Source organism: Achromobacter sp. ACRQX (assembly GCF_022346505.1).
Classification (GTDB): domain Bacteria; phylum Pseudomonadota; class Gammaproteobacteria; order Burkholderiales; family Burkholderiaceae_B; genus Achromobacter; species Achromobacter animicus.
In genome coordinates, this window is sequence record NZ_JAKRML010000014.1 from 12,602 (window position 1) to 26,555 (window position 13,954).

Sequence of the window (13,954 nt, forward strand, 5' to 3'; positions counted from 1 at the left end):
TTCCGCCAGGGCTCGTAAGATGGGGCACACCCCATTCTTCGTAACCGCCGGACTGCCGCCAGGCATGACGTTTGCGTCTGCGCAATCACTCCCAACGGTTTTCTCAGACTACCCATGAAGGGGTTGCCATGACGGAAAAACACCACGAAAACGCCAGCACCGAGGCGGCCAACTTCGCCAACCAGTTCCTGATCGCCATGCCGGGCATGGTCGAAGGAAGCCTGGCGGGTTCCGTCATCTACGTGTGCGAGCACACTGACCGCGGCGCGCTGGGACTGGTCATCAACCGTCCCACCGATCTCACGCTGGGCACGCTGTTCGAACGCATCGACCTGACGCTCGAGATCGGACCCGTCAAGGACACATTCGTCTTCTTTGGCGGACCGGTCCAGACGGATCGCGGCTTTGTGCTGCACGCGCCCGCCGGCGACTACAGTTCCAGCATCAAGCTGGGCGACATGGCGCTGACCACCTCGCGCGATGTGCTGCAGGCGGTGGCCGATGGCAACGGGCCGGCACGCATGCTGGTCACGCTGGGCTACGCCGGCTGGGGCGCAGGCCAGCTCGAAAGCGAAATGGGCCAGAACGCCTGGCTCAGCGTGAGCGCGGACGCGCACATCATCTTCGACGTGCCGCCCGAGGAACGCTACCCCGCCGCGCTGAAGCTGCTGGGCATCGACCCGGTCATGCTGGCGGGCGACGCTGGCCATGCCTGAAGAAACCCTGCTTGCCTTCGATTTCGGCGAAAAGAAGATCGGCATTGCCATCGGCAATACGCTGACGCGCCAGGCGCGTCCGCTCGAAATCATCTTCAGTGAAGTCCGCGACGCGCGCTTCGGCCGCATCGCGGCGCTGCTGCAGGAATGGCAGCCGCACCGCGTCGTCGTCGGTCTGGCGCTGGACGCCGAAGGCGGCGAACAACCCGCCACGGCACGCTGCCGCCGCTTTGCCAACCAACTGAATGGCCGTTTCGGCATCGCCGTGGAACTGGTGGACGAACGCGGCTCCAGCATGGAGGCGCAACGCCTGCTCGGCACACATGCCGCGGACGACGCGATGGCGGCGGCGGTTATCCTGCAACGCTATCTGGACGCCTTGCCCGCGGTCTGACGGCCGTGGCCTGTCTTGCCCATGCTCAATCCGCAACTCGACCGCCGCGGCGAACTCACGCATCTGCTGACTACCGAAGGGCTGCCGCGCCGGCACGTCGAGCGCCTGCTCGAGATGGCGCGCGCGCCGTCGGCGTCCGACGATTCGCCGCCGTCCATCGCGCCGGATATGCCGGTATTTCTGTGTCTGCCCGACACGGACACTGCGGCCCGCGACGCCTACGCCGCTGCCGCGGCCAGCCTGTCGATGCTGCCGGTGCCGCTGGAAGCGCAAGCCATTGAGGCCCTTGCGGAAACGGCCGCTGCGTTGGCGCCTGGCGTGCTGATCCTGCGCCACGGCCAGAGCGGCGCGGCCCATTGCGCCGCGGCCCATGCCGCGCCTGGCCTGCACCTGCTCAATGCGGGCGACGGCCGGCATGCCGATCCCGTCCCCGCGTTGGCGCTGGTACAGGCCATCATCGAGATCAAACCCGACCTCACCAGCCTCGTCGTGACGCTGGTGGGCGACATCCGCCATTCCGGTGTGGCGCGTTCCGTCATCCATCTGCTGACCACACTGGGCGTGCCCGAAGTGCGGGTCGCCGCGCCGCGCACGCTGCTGCCTGACGGCCTGGCCCAACTGGGTGTGCGCGCGTGCGCAACGCTGCAGGAAAGCCTGAGCGATGCAGACGTGGTGATCGCGCTGCCGCTGAATGTCGAAGAAATCAGCGGCGCGCAGCTTCCGTCGGCGCGCGAATACGCCTGCACCCACGGCATCACGCTCGCGGCGCTGGCGTTTGCCAAGCCGGATGTGCTGCTGCTGCCCGCGGGCGGGCTGGTGCCGGGCGTGGAAGTGGATGGCGACATCGCCGCCGCCCTCGAACCCACCGAAGCGCGCGTCGCGGCGCTTGAACAACCCCTGCGCACGGCGGTGCTGCGCGTGCTGGCCGGAGCGGCGCCATGAGACTGCACATAGCCAACGGCCGGCTGATCGATCCCGCAAACGGCGTGGATGGTCAGCACGATCTCTACATTGCCGCGGGCCGCATCGTCGCGGTTGGCGCGGCGCCCGACGCCTTCCAGGCGGATCGGCGTATTGATGCAACGGGCCTGGCCGTGTTGCCGGGCCTGATCGATCTGTCGGCGCGCGTGACGCAGCCGGGCAACGCGGGATTTGCGCCCGGCGAACTGCGCGCTGCCTTGGCCGGTGGCGTGACGCGCCTGGTGCTGCCGCCCGATGCCGATAATCCGCCGGACGAACCGACCAAGCTCGAGGCGCTGCTGCGCCACACGCAGGCGGGGCAGTGCGCAGTTCACCCGCTGGGCGCGATGACCGTGGGCCTGGCCGGCGAAACACTGACCGAAATGGCGCTGCTGGCGCGGGCAGGCAGCATCGCGTTCGCACAGGGCGAGTCGCTCGTGGCGGACACGCGGGTGCTTTGGGGCGCAATGCGTTACGCAAGCGGTCTGGGCCAGACGCTATGGCTGCGTGCGCAAGACCCCTGGCTCGCACGGGGCGCCTCGGCCGCCAGCGGCGCGTACGCGGAACGCCTGGGCCTGGAAGGCATGCCGGCGCAGGCAGAGACGGTGGCGCTGCAGACGATCTTCGAATTGCAGCGCGCGACCGGCGCGCGCGTGCATCTGTCGCGGCTGTCGACGGCGGCCGGCGTGGATCTGTTGCGCGCGGCCCGCCGGGAAGGCCTGCCGGTCACGGCGGATGTGTCCGTGAACAACCTGCTGCTGACGGACGTGGACATCGGCTTCTTCGACACGAATCATCGCCTGTCGCCGCCGCTGCGCGGCCAGCGTGACCGCGACGCGCTTCAGTCGGCGCTGGCGGAGGGCGTGATCGACGCGCTGTGCTCGGATCACACGCCGGTGGACGCACGAGGCAAGGCCGCCCCGTTCGCGGCCGCCACACCGGGCGCAACCGGTCTTGAACTGCTGCTGTCGCTGGCTCTGAAGTGGGCGCGCGACAGCCGCCGTTCAGTCGCCGACGCGTTGGCACGCGTGACGTCGGGCCCGGCCACCGTGCTGTCCGCCGTCGCGCCGCACCTGGGTCCATGCGGCAATCTGGGTGTGGATGCGCCGGCAGACCTGTGTCTGGTGGACCTGGACACCGAATGGATGGTGATGCCGGCAGCACTGCAAAGCCGCAGCGCCCAGACACCTTTCGCAGGTATGATGCTGCCCGGTCGAGTACGAGCCACCGTGGTCGGTGGCCAACCGGCCTGGGAGACTCCAGTTTGAAGCTGCTGCGCTTTGTCCTACGGCTGAGCCTTGTCCTGCCCCTGATCATTTTCGGCCTGCTGAGCGTGGGCCTGGCCTACCCCCTGATGCGCCCCGCAGCCCGCGCCCGGCTGAACCGCCGGTGGTCGCGCTGGCTGATGGCAGCCTGTGGCATCAAGGTCATCCTCAAGGGCGAACCACGCCTGGAAGGACCGGTGCTGCTGGTGGCCAACCACGTGTCGTGGGTCGACATCTTCGTCCTGAACTCGGCCCGCGCGACGTCTTTCGTGGCAAAGAGCGAGATCCGCGCCTGGCCGGTGATCGGCTGGCTGGTCGCCGGCGCAGGCACGCTGTTCATTGAACGCGGCCAGCGCCACGCGGTGCACGCGATGGGCGAGTCGATGCAGGCGCGCTTCAAACAGGGCGACGCGGTCGGCCTGTTTCCGGAAGGCACGACGACCGAAGGCTTCGAGCTCCTCCCTTTCCACGCCAGCCTCTTCGAACCCGCCCGCGCGGCGGCGGTTGAAATCCAACCCGTGGCGTTGCGGTTCATGCAGCACGGCAAGCGCAGCGGATATGCGGCGTTTGTGGGGGAGGAGTCTTTGGTGGGTAACCTTTGGCGGGTGCTGGGCGTGACGGGTTTATCCGTCGAAGTGGTATTTCTGCCGCCGCTGGCTGCGCGTCATCCGGACGGGAGTCTGCCGACGCGGTTGGAACTGTCGCATCAGGCTCGGGATGCGATTGCTCGGGTGCTTTGATTTGCGTGATTCTGGCTGGCTTTGACCTAGCACCGTAGGTCTTTGTCCGTTGCTTGCTGGTGATGCGGTGTTCGTTCTTGACGTGTCCTGCACGGTGACGTGGTTCGGGTTTTGAGACGTCCGGTGCGGTGGCGAGTATCGTTCTTGAGGCGTCCGGCACGGTGGCGTCCCGGGGCGCGCGGGGCCACGATTGCGGTCCGGAGCCTTCGCTCCGGACTTCCCCGTCGTCATCTTCGTCCGCCTTCGGCTCCCTTCAGATTCCCTCGGGCTTATCGACGCCCCGCGCACCCCGGGACGCCACCGCGCCGGACTCTAGCAATTCGTGTCTTCAGGCCGCTGGGGCGGTCGGCGTGCTTGGCATTCTTGCGCAGAGCATTTCGGGCCAGAAGCATCTTGCGGTGCCCGTCTCCGTTCGGCCGCGCGGGCGGCCTCCGGAGACTTACGCGGCGTCTTGCGTAGTGGTGATGACGCTTCGCGAGTAGGCGGCGCTTGGGTGTCTGACACCTTCGTGCGAGCACGGCTCGCTGCTAATCGTCACTTGAACTCAAGTGCCCGATGGGCGGCGCGAACAGGTCGGCAGGTTGTGGCGGATCGTCGCCGCGCCGCCCATCACCGCCCCACCCCCCGTGAGGCGACCCATTAGCAAACCAATCCCCGCCAGCGCGAAGCGCACCCCGCTACGACGTCCCACAGACCCGATGCCGGGTTGCCGCCGCCCGGGCGGCAGCAATCCGGCGGCCCCGCAGATCTCCTTCCCTGACCACAGGTCTTGTAGCGCGCAAACCAAAGACCCTCGTAGCACGGCGTCGCGGTCCCCGTGGGCGCGAGCGCCGTCGATGCGCCCGAGGGAATCTGAAGGGAGCCGAAGGCGGACGAAGATGACGACGGGGCAGTCCGGAGCGAAGGCTCCGGACCGCAATCGTGGGCGATCGTGCCCACGGGGACCGCGGCGTCGGGCGACCTACGAAGAACGAAAGAAAGCGACCTACGAAGACCTAAAGAAAACGCCCGACGAAGCCGCCAAAGCAGAACCCCGACGCTTCACTCCGCCAAAGGATCCTGAAACTGCGAACACTTAACCTGCACGAGCTTCCGATCCTGCAACCGCAACGCAGTCAGCGACCCACCCCACACGCACCCGGTATCCAGGCAGATCACGTCCGGCCGCTGCAACAACCCCAGCGTCGACCAATGTCCAAACACCGTCGTGACATTACGCGTCGCCCGATTAGGCACATCGAACCAAGGCACCAGCCCCGGCGGCCAAGCCCCCGGCGTCACCTTCGTTGCAAACTCCATGTGCCCGTTCGGCGTGCACAAGCGGATCCGCGTCAGCGCGTTGATGATCACCCGCATCCGCTTGCCGCCCTTGTGGTCTTCCTTCCAGGTGGCCGGCTCGTTGCCGTACATCTTTTGAAGCGCCTTCTGCCAGTTCGGGCCGCGCAGCGCGTCCTGGACTTCGCCGGCCAGGGCCAGCGTCTTGGCCACGTCCCACTTGGCCAGCGTGCCAGCATGGACCAGCAGATGGTTCTGCTCGAAATGCGCCAGCGGCCGGAAACGCAGCCAGTTGAGCAGGTCAGTGGCGTCCGGCGCCCGCAGGATGGATTCCAGCGTGTCCGATTTGGACGGTTTGCGCACGCCCGCGGCCGCGGCCAGCAGGTGCAGGTCGTGGTTGCCCAGGACGACCGTCGCGCGATCACCGAGGTCGATGATGCGGCGCAGGGTTTCGAGCGACTGCGGGCCGCGGTTGACCAGGTCGCCAGCGAACCAGAAGCGCGACTTGGGGTCGCCGACCAGGTCGGGGTGGGACAGCAAGCGATCCAGCGGCGAGCAGCAGCCCTGCACGTCGCCGATCATCCAGATACTGCCGTTCATGCGGGACTCTTGCTCCAGGGCCAACGTTGTTGGACGAGACGGGTGATGGTGTGGCGGTATTCCATGTAGCTCATGGCGCCCAGCGCCAGCGCCATGGCGCCCAGGTTCGGGCCCAGGGCGGTCAGCCAGGGCGGCCACTTGCCCAGCATGCCGACGTTCAGCGCAAGCTGGTTCAGCATGAAGAAGCCCACGCCCAGCAGGATGCCCACGAAGACCTTGGCGCCGACGCCGCCGCGGCGGGTTTGCATGAGGCCGATGGGGGCGGCGATGGTGATCATTACCAGCAGGGTGAAGGGGTAGGCCAGTTTGCGCCACAGGGCGACGACCTGGCGGTCGTATTGAAGCTGGTTGTCCCTCAGGTATTCCACGTAGTCGAGCAGCGTGACGATCGACATGCGTTCTGGCGTCAGCACGCGCGCCAGCAGGCGTTCGGCGCTGAGGGTGGTGTCGATGGAGCGTTCGGGCAGCTTGATGACGGTGGCCGGCGGGTTCTTGGGCGGGCGGGCGTTGGCGAGCGCCTCGGCGGCTTCGGCGTCCAGGCGGGTTTCGGAGACGTCCTTGAGCACCAGGTCGCCGCGCGTGAACGAGCCCGTGGGGGCGGTGGACAGCGCGGACAGCGTCAGGTCTTTCTTGAATTCGTAGAGGGTCACGCCCGCCACCTGGCCGTCACCCTTCAGTTCGGCGATGTTGATGATGCGGGTGCCGCCATTGGCGGTGGGTTCCTTGAACCAGTAGCCGCTCTTGAGGCGGTCGCCGCCGGCCTTGCCGCGGAACATCAGGTTGGCTTCGCCGGTCTTGACCTCGGCCCACGGCGTCACGTATTCGGACAGCAGGCCCGCGCCGATCATCAGGGGGATCGTGACGATCCAGAGCATCCGCAGCAGCTTCATGCCGCTGACCCCGGAGACCCGCAGGATGACGAGTTCGTTGCGCTGGGCCAGGCCCGCCAGCGCCAGGATGGCCCCGATCAGGAGCCCGATGGGCAGCAGGTCATAGAGACGGGTGGGGATCGCCAGCGCCTGCATGTACAGCAGGGCCATCATGGAGAACTTGTCGCCCACGTTGTCCAGGTCGTCCACCAGTGCGAAGAACGTGAAAAGGCCGAGCAGGGCCAGAAGGACCACTGCGCAAGAGCGATAGACCTCTCGGGCCAGGTAGCGACGTGCAGTACGCATGAAGGAAAAAGGAGTGGAGCGCGTAAACGTGAAAGCTTAACAAATCCCGCAGCGGGAAGACGGCCGGCAGGACTGATTTGTCCGGTTCCCCTTTCAGGGGATGTCGACCATCTGCATCCGGCGCGTCAGCACGCCGACCCGGGAATTCAGATAGTTGGACTTGCGATGACTGTCATAGAAGCGCGGGTTAGGCAGCATGGCCGCCAGCCGGGCCGACTGGCTGTTGCCCAGGTTGGCGGCGGTGGTATTGAAATAATGCTTGGCGGCGGCCTGGGCGCCGAACACGCCCACGCCCCACTCGGCGACGTTCAGGTAGAGCTCCAGGATCCGTTCCTTGCTCATGACGTGTTCGATCATGTAAGCCAGGACCAGTTCCTGGCCCTTGCGCAGGTAGCTGCGAGAACCTGACAGGAACAGGTTCTTGGCTAGCTGCTGGGTGATGGTGGAGCCGCCGCGCATCTTGGAGCGTCCGGCCTCTTCCTGTTTCTGGTTGTATTCCCAGGCCTTGCGGATGGCGTCCCATTCAACCCCATCGTGACCCGTGAAATTGGAGTCCTCGGACGCGATCACCGCGCGCTTGAGCGACCGGTTGATCTTGTCATACGGCACCCATTCGTATTTCAGTTCGATGCCTGGGTCTTCCTTGCGCAGGCGCGACAGCTCTTCGCGCATCATCGCGCTGCTGCCCGGGTCGCGGTAGTTGTACCAGACCACCTGGGCGAACAGCCAGAATTGGTACAGCAGGATCGCGCACACCAGCGCCATCACCAAGCCGGTGGTGATCCGGAACCAATTGCGGCCGCCGCTGCGGCCCGTGCGCGTCGCCATGCCGTTCAGCTTCCGGCGGCCAGCGCCTCGCGCAGCGCTGCCAGGACGGGCGCGGCATCGGGGCGGACGCCGTGCCAGATGAAGAAGCTTTCGGCGGCCTGGCCGACCAGCATGCCCAGCCCGTCGGCCGTCAGGGCGGCGCCGTCGGTCCGGGCCTGCCGCATGAACGCGGTGGGCTGCGCGCCGTACATCATGTCGTAGGCGGCGGCGCCGTCGGCGTACAGGCCGGGCGGCAGGTCGGGCGCAGCGTTCTGCAGGCCGCTGGCGGTGGCGTTGATGACCAGGTTCCAGCCGCCGGGCACGGCGGCGGTGGCCAGTGCGCCCGCGGTCACCTGGGTTTGCGGCGACACGCCGCTCGCGGCCCACGCGGCGGCCAGTTCCTCGGCGCGGGCGGCGGTGCGGTTCACGATGTGGATGCGCGCGCAGCCGGCCTCGGCCAGGGGTTGCAGCACGCCGCGCGCCGCGCCGCCGGCGCCGACCAGCAGCACGGCGGCGCCCGGCAGGCGTACGCCCAGGCGCAGCAGGTCGTTGACCAGGCCCACGCCGTCGGTGTTGCAGCCGTGCCAGACGCCATCGCGCCACGACAGGGTGTTGACCGCGCCCGCCAGCCGCGCGCGATTCGACAGATGGTCCGCCGCCAGCGCATAGGCGTCCAGCTTGAACGGCACCGTGACATTCAGGCCCAGGCCGCCGTCCGCCACGAAGGCGGCGACGGCGTCGGCAAAGCCGTCCACCGGGGCAAGCAGGCGCTCGTAGCGCAACGGCTTGCCGGTCTGCTGCGAAAACATGGCGTGGATCTGAGGCGAGCGGCTATGCGCGATGGGATTGCCGATGACGGCGTAGCGGGCTTGAGGAATCGCCTCGGTCATGGGGCCTGTGTTTCCAGAGTGTCGTTGACGAAATGCCAGGTGCGGGTGATGACCAGCACGTCTGTATCGCGGGCGATATCGGGAGGAAAGGGGGGAAAGGGCGCTGCCAGCTGGACGATGCGGCGCGCCGCCTGGTTCAGGACCGCGTGCGGCGAGGGCTGGTCGATCTCGACCTCGGCGATGCTGCCATCGGCGCGCACCGACACCGTGATGCGCAGCGATCCGTAAATGCGGCCGCGCGCCTCGTCTGGGTAATGCTGGGTGCCGACCGTTTCGATCCGGGTGCGCCAGGCATCCAGGTAGCCGGCGTAGCGGGACGCCTCGGCAGAGGGGGCGATGAACTGTTTGCGCGGCTCGGCGCTGTACTGCTGGACCCGCGCCGCCAGCGCCGCCACCTGGGCGTTCTGGATGACGCTGGCCTGGTCCTGGGCGTCCTGGCCGACGTCGGCGCCGTCGGGCCACGGGTTGACGGCCTGGCGCTCGGGGCCGGCGTTGTGCGGCGAGCGCAGCTGGGTCATTAGGCGAGCCTGTTCGGCCTCCAGCTGCACCTGGCGCTGGCGCATGGCTTCCAGGACGATGGTCTCGGCCGAGCTGCCGGTCTGGGGAAGGGGCGTGGTGGACACGCCGCGGTCGGCATTGCCGCCGCCCGTCATCTGGTTCTGCGCGACGGTGCGCGGGGTTTCCGGCGGCGTCTCGCTGCGGGCATTGAGCAGCACGACTTCCAGGCTGGTCACGGGCGGGCGCGTCTGCGTGGGCGCGCTGAAACGCCACGCCAGCGCGCCGGCGTGCACCAACAGCGATATCGCGATGCCGATACGCAGGTAGTGCTGGGCGGGGGCGCCCAGCCACCAGAGGTAACGGCTCAGCATGGAGGGGGAATCAGCGCGTTGCACCAGCGCATTGTAAGGCGAGTCCGCACCCGCCGCGCGGTCCGTCCGAAGGCGGTATTCACCCTCGGACGGACGGCCTAGACCCCGTCAGGCGGACGCCCGCGGGAAGATCCAGACCTTGTCGGCGGGCAGCGCGAGGCGGCAGGGGCCGGGCTCGCGGCCTTCGGGACCGTAGGCGCGCAGGGCGAGGCTGCGGGCCGGATCGGCGTCTGGCGTGCGGAACAGGTACTCCCAGCGGTCGCCCAGATACATGCTGGTCAGAAGCGGCATGTCGACGTGGTTGCCGTGCGGGTCATCGGCCAGACGGACCTGCTCCACGCGAATGACGGCGGTGGCGTCCTGGCCCGCGGCGACACCCGCGCCGGCCTTGCCCCATAGCGACCAGCCGGCGCCCTCGATCCGGGCCTGGCCGTCGCGCAGTTCGGTGACCTTGCCGTCCAGCCGGTTGTTGCTGCCCATGAATTCGGCCGTGAACAGGGTGGACGGCGATCCGTACATCTCCTGCGGCGTGCCCTGCTGCTCGATCTTGCCGTTGTTCAGCAGGAGGATGCGGTCGGAGATCGCCATGGCTTCGCTCTGGTCGTGCGTCACCATCAGCGCGGACAGGCCCAGGCGGATGATGAGTTCGCGCAGGAAGGCGCGCGCCTCTTCGCGCAGCTTGGCGTCCAGGTTGGACAGCGGCTCGTCCAGCAGGATGACGGGCGGGCTGTAGACCAGCGCCCGGCCGATGGCCACGCGCTGCTGCTGGCCGCCAGACAGCGCGTGCGGATGGCGCTGGCCCAGCTTGCCCAGTCCAAGCTGGTCCAGCACGGCCTGCACGCGTTCGCGCACCTCGGCGCCCGGGGTCTTGCGCAGCTTGAGCGGATAGGCGACGTTCTCGAATACCGTTTTATGCGGCCACAGCGCGTACGACTGGAACACCAGTCCCAGGTTGCGCTCTTCGGCCGGGATCTCGGCACGGGCCGCGCCGTCGTAGACGACGTTCTCGCCGATGGTGATGCGCCCGCGCTTGGGGCCTTCCAGGCCGGCCACGGCGCGCAGTAGGGTGGTCTTGCCGCTGCCCGACGGGCCCAGCAGCGACACCACTTCGCCCTGGCGCAGCTGCATCGACACGCCCTTGAGCACCGGGTTGTCACCGTAGTCCAGGTGCAGGTCTTCTACAGAAAGCTCAATCATGAAGTTTGACTCCGAATCGCAGGGCGATGCCCAGGCCGATCACGACCAGAACGATATTGATGAAGGAAAGCGCGGCCACGATGTCGATGGCGCCGGACGCCCACAGCGACACCAGCATGGACCCGATGGTCTCGGTGCCGGGCGACAGGAGGTAGACGCCGGTGGAGTATTCGCGCTCGAAGATCAGGAACATCAGCAGCCACGAGCCGATCAGGCCGTACTTGGCCAGCGGCACCGTGACGTGACGGGTGACCTGGCCGCGGCGCGCGCCGGCGGTGCGGGCGGCTTCTTCCAGTTCGGGCCCCACTTGCAGCAGGGTCGAGGAAATCAGGCGCAGGCCATAGGCCATCCACACGACGGTGTAGGCGAGCCACACGCTGAAGATGGTGCTGCGCAGGGCGCGCAGCCATTCGACGAAGTTCTCGCGCAGCCATTCGGCGAAGGGCAGGGCCGACAGCCAGCCGTTTTCGTCCACGTCCAGCGCGTTGTCCAGCCACATCGGCACGAACAGGAACACCCACAAAAACGCCAGACCGGCCAGGAGGCCCGGCACGGCGCGCGGCACCAGCACGCTGTAGTCCATGAAGCGCGTGACGTTGTCCGGCTTGCGGTGCATGGCCAGGCCCACGAACATGTAGCACATCACCGCCAGCGCGCCGCCGAAGACGCCGATGGCGACCGAGTTGACGATGGCGCGCATCAGGTTGGGCTGCGAGAACACGGTGCGGAAGGCGTCGAGCGACAGCACGTCAAAGAGCGAGACGCCCAGCCCCCAGTTGGACACGAACGCGCGCAGCAGCACGCCGGTCAGCGGCACGATGATGGTGACGAACAACCAGAACGCCACCACCGCACCCGCGACCCAGCGCCACTTGCCCAGCGGCAGCGGACGCGCACGCGAGGCCTTGCCCTTGACGGTGACGAAGCGGTTGGCGGTGCGCATCAGGCGGCGCTGCAGCATCACCAGCGGAATGGTCATGCAGATCAGCACCACGGCCACGGCGGCCATCAGGTGATAGGACGGGATGCCCAGCTTGTTGGTCAGCTTGTACAGATACGTCGCCAGCACGAGGTTGCCTTCCGGGTCCCCCAACACCAGCACCAGGCCGAACACTTCCAGGCCCAGGAAGAAGAGCAGTACCGTGGCGTACAGCATGGCCGGCCGCACCATGGGCAGGCTGACCGACACCATCACGCGCAGCGGCGACGCGCCGGCCACGCGGGCGGCTTCCTCCACGTCGGACCCCATGCTGCGCAGCGCCGACGAGATGTACAGGTAGGCGTGCGGCACGTGGGTCAGGCCGGCGATGATGACGATGCTGGTCAGCGAATAGACGTTCCAGGGCACGAAGCCAAGAATGTTCTGCACCCAGGTCGAGAAGAAGCCGACCGGACCGGCCGCGACGACGTAGCCGAAGCCCAGCACCATGGGAGACACGAACACCGGCACCAGGATCAGCGGCTCGATCCAGCGGCGGCCGGGCAGGTCGGTGCGGATCATCAGGAACGCCAGCATGCCGCCCAGCGGAATGGCGATGGCGGCCAGGCCGAATGCCAGGATGAAGCCGCTACGTAGCGCCTTGTAGAAATCGGGATCCGCGAAGATGAAGCGGAAGGCGTCCAGGCTCCAGCTCTTGGACGGGGCAAAGAAGGGCGCCGAGAGAAAACTCTGGATGATGATGAACGACAGCGGCACGTAGATGGCGAGCGCCGTGATCAGCACCACCACGCCGCGTGGCAGGGACTGCCATTTTCTGCGCAATGACTGCATGGGAAATCCTGTGTTCGGAAATGACGCGGTGGCCGCGCCGCCGGGGCGATGGCCCCGGGGCAGGGTCAGGCGGACGGCGCGCCGTCCGCTGCGTTGGCGGCGGCTCCGGGCCGGGTGACCGTCCGGAGCCCGGGCATCACTTGCCCGCTGCCGCCCGCCATTGCTTGATGAATTCCAGGCGCTTGTTCTGCTCCAGGTAGTCCAGCAGCGTTTCGTTGACCGGAATCGGCTTGAGCGAGGCGCCCAGCTTCTTGGTCATGCCGTCCACGTCGTTGTCGCCTTCGATGTCATCACGCACGGACGCCAGGTCAGCCTGATTGGCCATGATCTCCTGGCCCTTCTGCGACAGCAGGTAGTCCATCCACAGCTTGGCGGCGTTGCGGTTCTTGGCCTTCTTGCTGATGAACGCGACGCGCGACAGCACCAGCGCGTAGTCCGTGGGATAGGCCACGCCCAGCGACGGATCATTCTTGGCGCGCGTTTCGGCGTAGGAGCCCAGGATGTTGTAGCCGATCAGGTTTTCGCCCGAGGACACGCGTTCCATCATCGTGCCGGTGGACGACTGCACGATCAGGCCGCCCTTGGCGATGTCCTTGAGGGTGTCGAAATACTTGGGATCGTTGGCCTTGTCCTGCACGGCCAGCATGAAGCCGACGGCGGACTTCTCGATGTCGTAGGTGGTGACCTTGTTCTTGAACTTGTCGGGCTGGCTGGCGATCAGCTTGGCCAGCGCGCCGTGCGTCGTGGGCACTTCATTCGCGGGAATGAGGCGCTTGTTGTAGATGAAGACGGCCGGCTCGTAGGTGGTGCCGTAGGCCGAATCCTTCCAGTTGGCCCAAGCCGGCAGCTTGCCTGCCTCGGGCGACTGGTACTTCAGCGCGTAATCGGTGGCCAGCTTCAGGGCCGAGTCCATCGACGAACTCCAGACGATGTCGCCGCTGCCACCGCCCGCCGCCTGTTCGCTGATGTAGCGGTTGTAGAGCTCGGTGCTGTTCATGTCGTTGTATTCGACCTTGACGCCCGGATACATGGCTTCGAAGCCCTTGATGATGGGGCCGGCGGCCTTGGTGTCGGTGGTCGAATAGATGACGACCTTGCCTTCCTTCTTGGCGCCGTCCAGGATCTTCTGGTAGTCGGCCGGGTAGCCCGCGGGCACTGCCTGCGCAAAGGCGCTGCCGGAGGCGATGGCGAATGCGGCGGCGCAGGCGGCCGCCAGTTTGGACTTGGCAAGCATGGGGGATGTCTCCGATTGATTTGGCTTGTTGCGGACTCTGGGGTCCGCGTGCAGCCATCTT

The 13,954-nt window shown here is 67.1% G+C and carries 13 protein-coding genes; 5 read left to right on the plus strand and 8 right to left on the minus strand.

Annotated elements, in window-relative coordinates:
* Positions 1–128 precede the first annotated feature (128 nt).
* From MHZ91_RS14345 to MHZ91_RS14365, 5 genes are read left to right on the plus strand one after another with little or no spacing between them, the layout of a single operon-like run.
* The gene (locus MHZ91_RS14345) at positions 129–716 is read left to right on the plus strand and encodes a YqgE/AlgH family protein (protein ID WP_175125921.1); all 588 of its coding nucleotides are present in this window, start codon (positions 129–131) and stop codon (positions 714–716) included.
* A complete protein-coding gene (gene ruvX, locus MHZ91_RS14350) occupies positions 709–1,110 on the plus strand; it encodes a Holliday junction resolvase RuvX (RefSeq protein ID WP_175125920.1) in 402 nt (133 codons plus the stop codon). Before MHZ91_RS14345 ends, ruvX begins: the two co-directional genes overlap by 8 nt.
* A gap of 21 nt (positions 1,111–1,131) precedes the next feature.
* Positions 1,132–2,052 (plus strand): aspartate carbamoyltransferase, encoded by a 921-nt coding sequence (locus MHZ91_RS14355; RefSeq protein WP_239214244.1) that lies wholly within the window; start codon positions 1,132–1,134, stop codon positions 2,050–2,052.
* On the plus strand, positions 2,049–3,338 hold the full coding sequence (locus MHZ91_RS14360; protein WP_239214246.1) for a dihydroorotase: 1,290 nt from the start codon (positions 2,049–2,051) through the stop codon (positions 3,336–3,338). Before MHZ91_RS14355 ends, MHZ91_RS14360 begins: the two co-directional genes overlap by 4 nt.
* Positions 3,335–4,075 (plus strand): 1-acyl-sn-glycerol-3-phosphate acyltransferase, encoded by a 741-nt coding sequence (locus MHZ91_RS14365; protein ID WP_175125917.1) that lies wholly within the window; start codon positions 3,335–3,337, stop codon positions 4,073–4,075. Before MHZ91_RS14360 ends, MHZ91_RS14365 begins: the two co-directional genes overlap by 4 nt.
* Before the next feature lie 1,041 nt (positions 4,076–5,116).
* Here MHZ91_RS14365 and MHZ91_RS14370 read toward each other — a convergent pair.
* The 8 genes from MHZ91_RS14370 to MHZ91_RS14405 all read right to left on the minus strand — a co-directional run bounded on the left by MHZ91_RS14370 (position 5,117) and on the right by MHZ91_RS14405 (position 13,893).
* Positions 5,117–5,950, minus strand: coding sequence for a symmetrical bis(5'-nucleosyl)-tetraphosphatase (locus MHZ91_RS14370; RefSeq protein ID WP_175126250.1), 834 nt, complete (start codon positions 5,948–5,950; stop codon positions 5,117–5,119).
* On the minus strand, positions 5,947–7,125 hold the full coding sequence (gene lptG / locus MHZ91_RS14375; protein ID WP_175126249.1) for an LPS export ABC transporter permease LptG: 1,179 nt from the start codon (positions 7,123–7,125) through the stop codon (positions 5,947–5,949). The genes MHZ91_RS14370 and lptG overlap by 4 nt, the downstream gene beginning before the upstream one ends.
* A gap of 93 nt (positions 7,126–7,218) precedes the next feature.
* On the minus strand, positions 7,219–7,953 hold the full coding sequence (gene mtgA, locus MHZ91_RS14380) for a monofunctional biosynthetic peptidoglycan transglycosylase (RefSeq protein WP_218342198.1): 735 nt from the start codon (positions 7,951–7,953) through the stop codon (positions 7,219–7,221).
* A 5-nt stretch (positions 7,954–7,958) separates the two neighbouring features.
* Entirely contained in the window at positions 7,959–8,822 is an 864-nt protein-coding gene (gene aroE / locus MHZ91_RS14385) for a shikimate dehydrogenase (protein ID WP_239214248.1), read from the minus strand.
* Positions 8,819–9,718 carry a TonB family protein gene (locus tag MHZ91_RS14390; RefSeq protein WP_175126253.1) on the minus strand — a complete coding sequence of 300 codons (900 nt, stop codon included), beginning with the start codon at positions 9,716–9,718 and terminating at the stop codon, positions 8,819–8,821. Before MHZ91_RS14390 ends, aroE begins: the two co-directional genes overlap by 4 nt.
* 81 nt (positions 9,719–9,799) lie before the next feature.
* Entirely contained in the window at positions 9,800–10,888 is a 1,089-nt protein-coding gene (locus MHZ91_RS14395) for an ABC transporter ATP-binding protein (RefSeq protein ID WP_175126246.1), read from the minus strand.
* A complete protein-coding gene (locus MHZ91_RS14400) occupies positions 10,881–12,659 on the minus strand; it encodes an iron ABC transporter permease (protein WP_175126245.1) in 1,779 nt (592 codons plus the stop codon). Before MHZ91_RS14400 ends, MHZ91_RS14395 begins: the two co-directional genes overlap by 8 nt.
* Before the next feature lie 136 nt (positions 12,660–12,795).
* The gene (locus MHZ91_RS14405) at positions 12,796–13,893 is read right to left on the minus strand and encodes an ABC transporter substrate-binding protein (protein ID WP_217467873.1); all 1,098 of its coding nucleotides are present in this window, start codon (positions 13,891–13,893) and stop codon (positions 12,796–12,798) included.
* Positions 13,894–13,954: the final 61 nt, after the last annotated feature.

Coding starts and splice junctions, on each gene's coding strand:
- lptG (WP_175126249.1), bottom strand. CDS start 7,125: ATGCGTACTGCACGTCGCTACCTGGCCCGAGAGGTCTATCGCTCTTGC.
- MHZ91_RS14360 (WP_239214246.1), top strand. CDS start 2,049: ATGAGACTGCACATAGCCAACGGCCGGCTGATCGATCCCGCAAACGGC.
- MHZ91_RS14355 (WP_239214244.1), top strand. CDS start 1,132: ATGCTCAATCCGCAACTCGACCGCCGCGGCGAACTCACGCATCTGCTG.
- mtgA (WP_218342198.1), bottom strand. CDS start 7,953: ATGGCGACGCGCACGGGCCGCAGCGGCGGCCGCAATTGGTTCCGGATC.
- aroE (WP_239214248.1), bottom strand. CDS start 8,822: ATGACCGAGGCGATTCCTCAAGCCCGCTACGCCGTCATCGGCAATCCC.
- MHZ91_RS14370 (WP_175126250.1), bottom strand. CDS start 5,950: ATGAACGGCAGTATCTGGATGATCGGCGACGTGCAGGGCTGCTGCTCG.
- MHZ91_RS14345 (WP_175125921.1), top strand. CDS start 129: ATGACGGAAAAACACCACGAAAACGCCAGCACCGAGGCGGCCAACTTC.
- MHZ91_RS14395 (WP_175126246.1), bottom strand. CDS start 10,888: ATGATTGAGCTTTCTGTAGAAGACCTGCACCTGGACTACGGTGACAAC.
- ruvX (WP_175125920.1), top strand. CDS start 709: ATGCCTGAAGAAACCCTGCTTGCCTTCGATTTCGGCGAAAAGAAGATC.
- MHZ91_RS14405 (WP_217467873.1), bottom strand. CDS start 13,893: ATGCTTGCCAAGTCCAAACTGGCGGCCGCCTGCGCCGCCGCATTCGCC.
- MHZ91_RS14400 (WP_175126245.1), bottom strand. CDS start 12,659: ATGCAGTCATTGCGCAGAAAATGGCAGTCCCTGCCACGCGGCGTGGTG.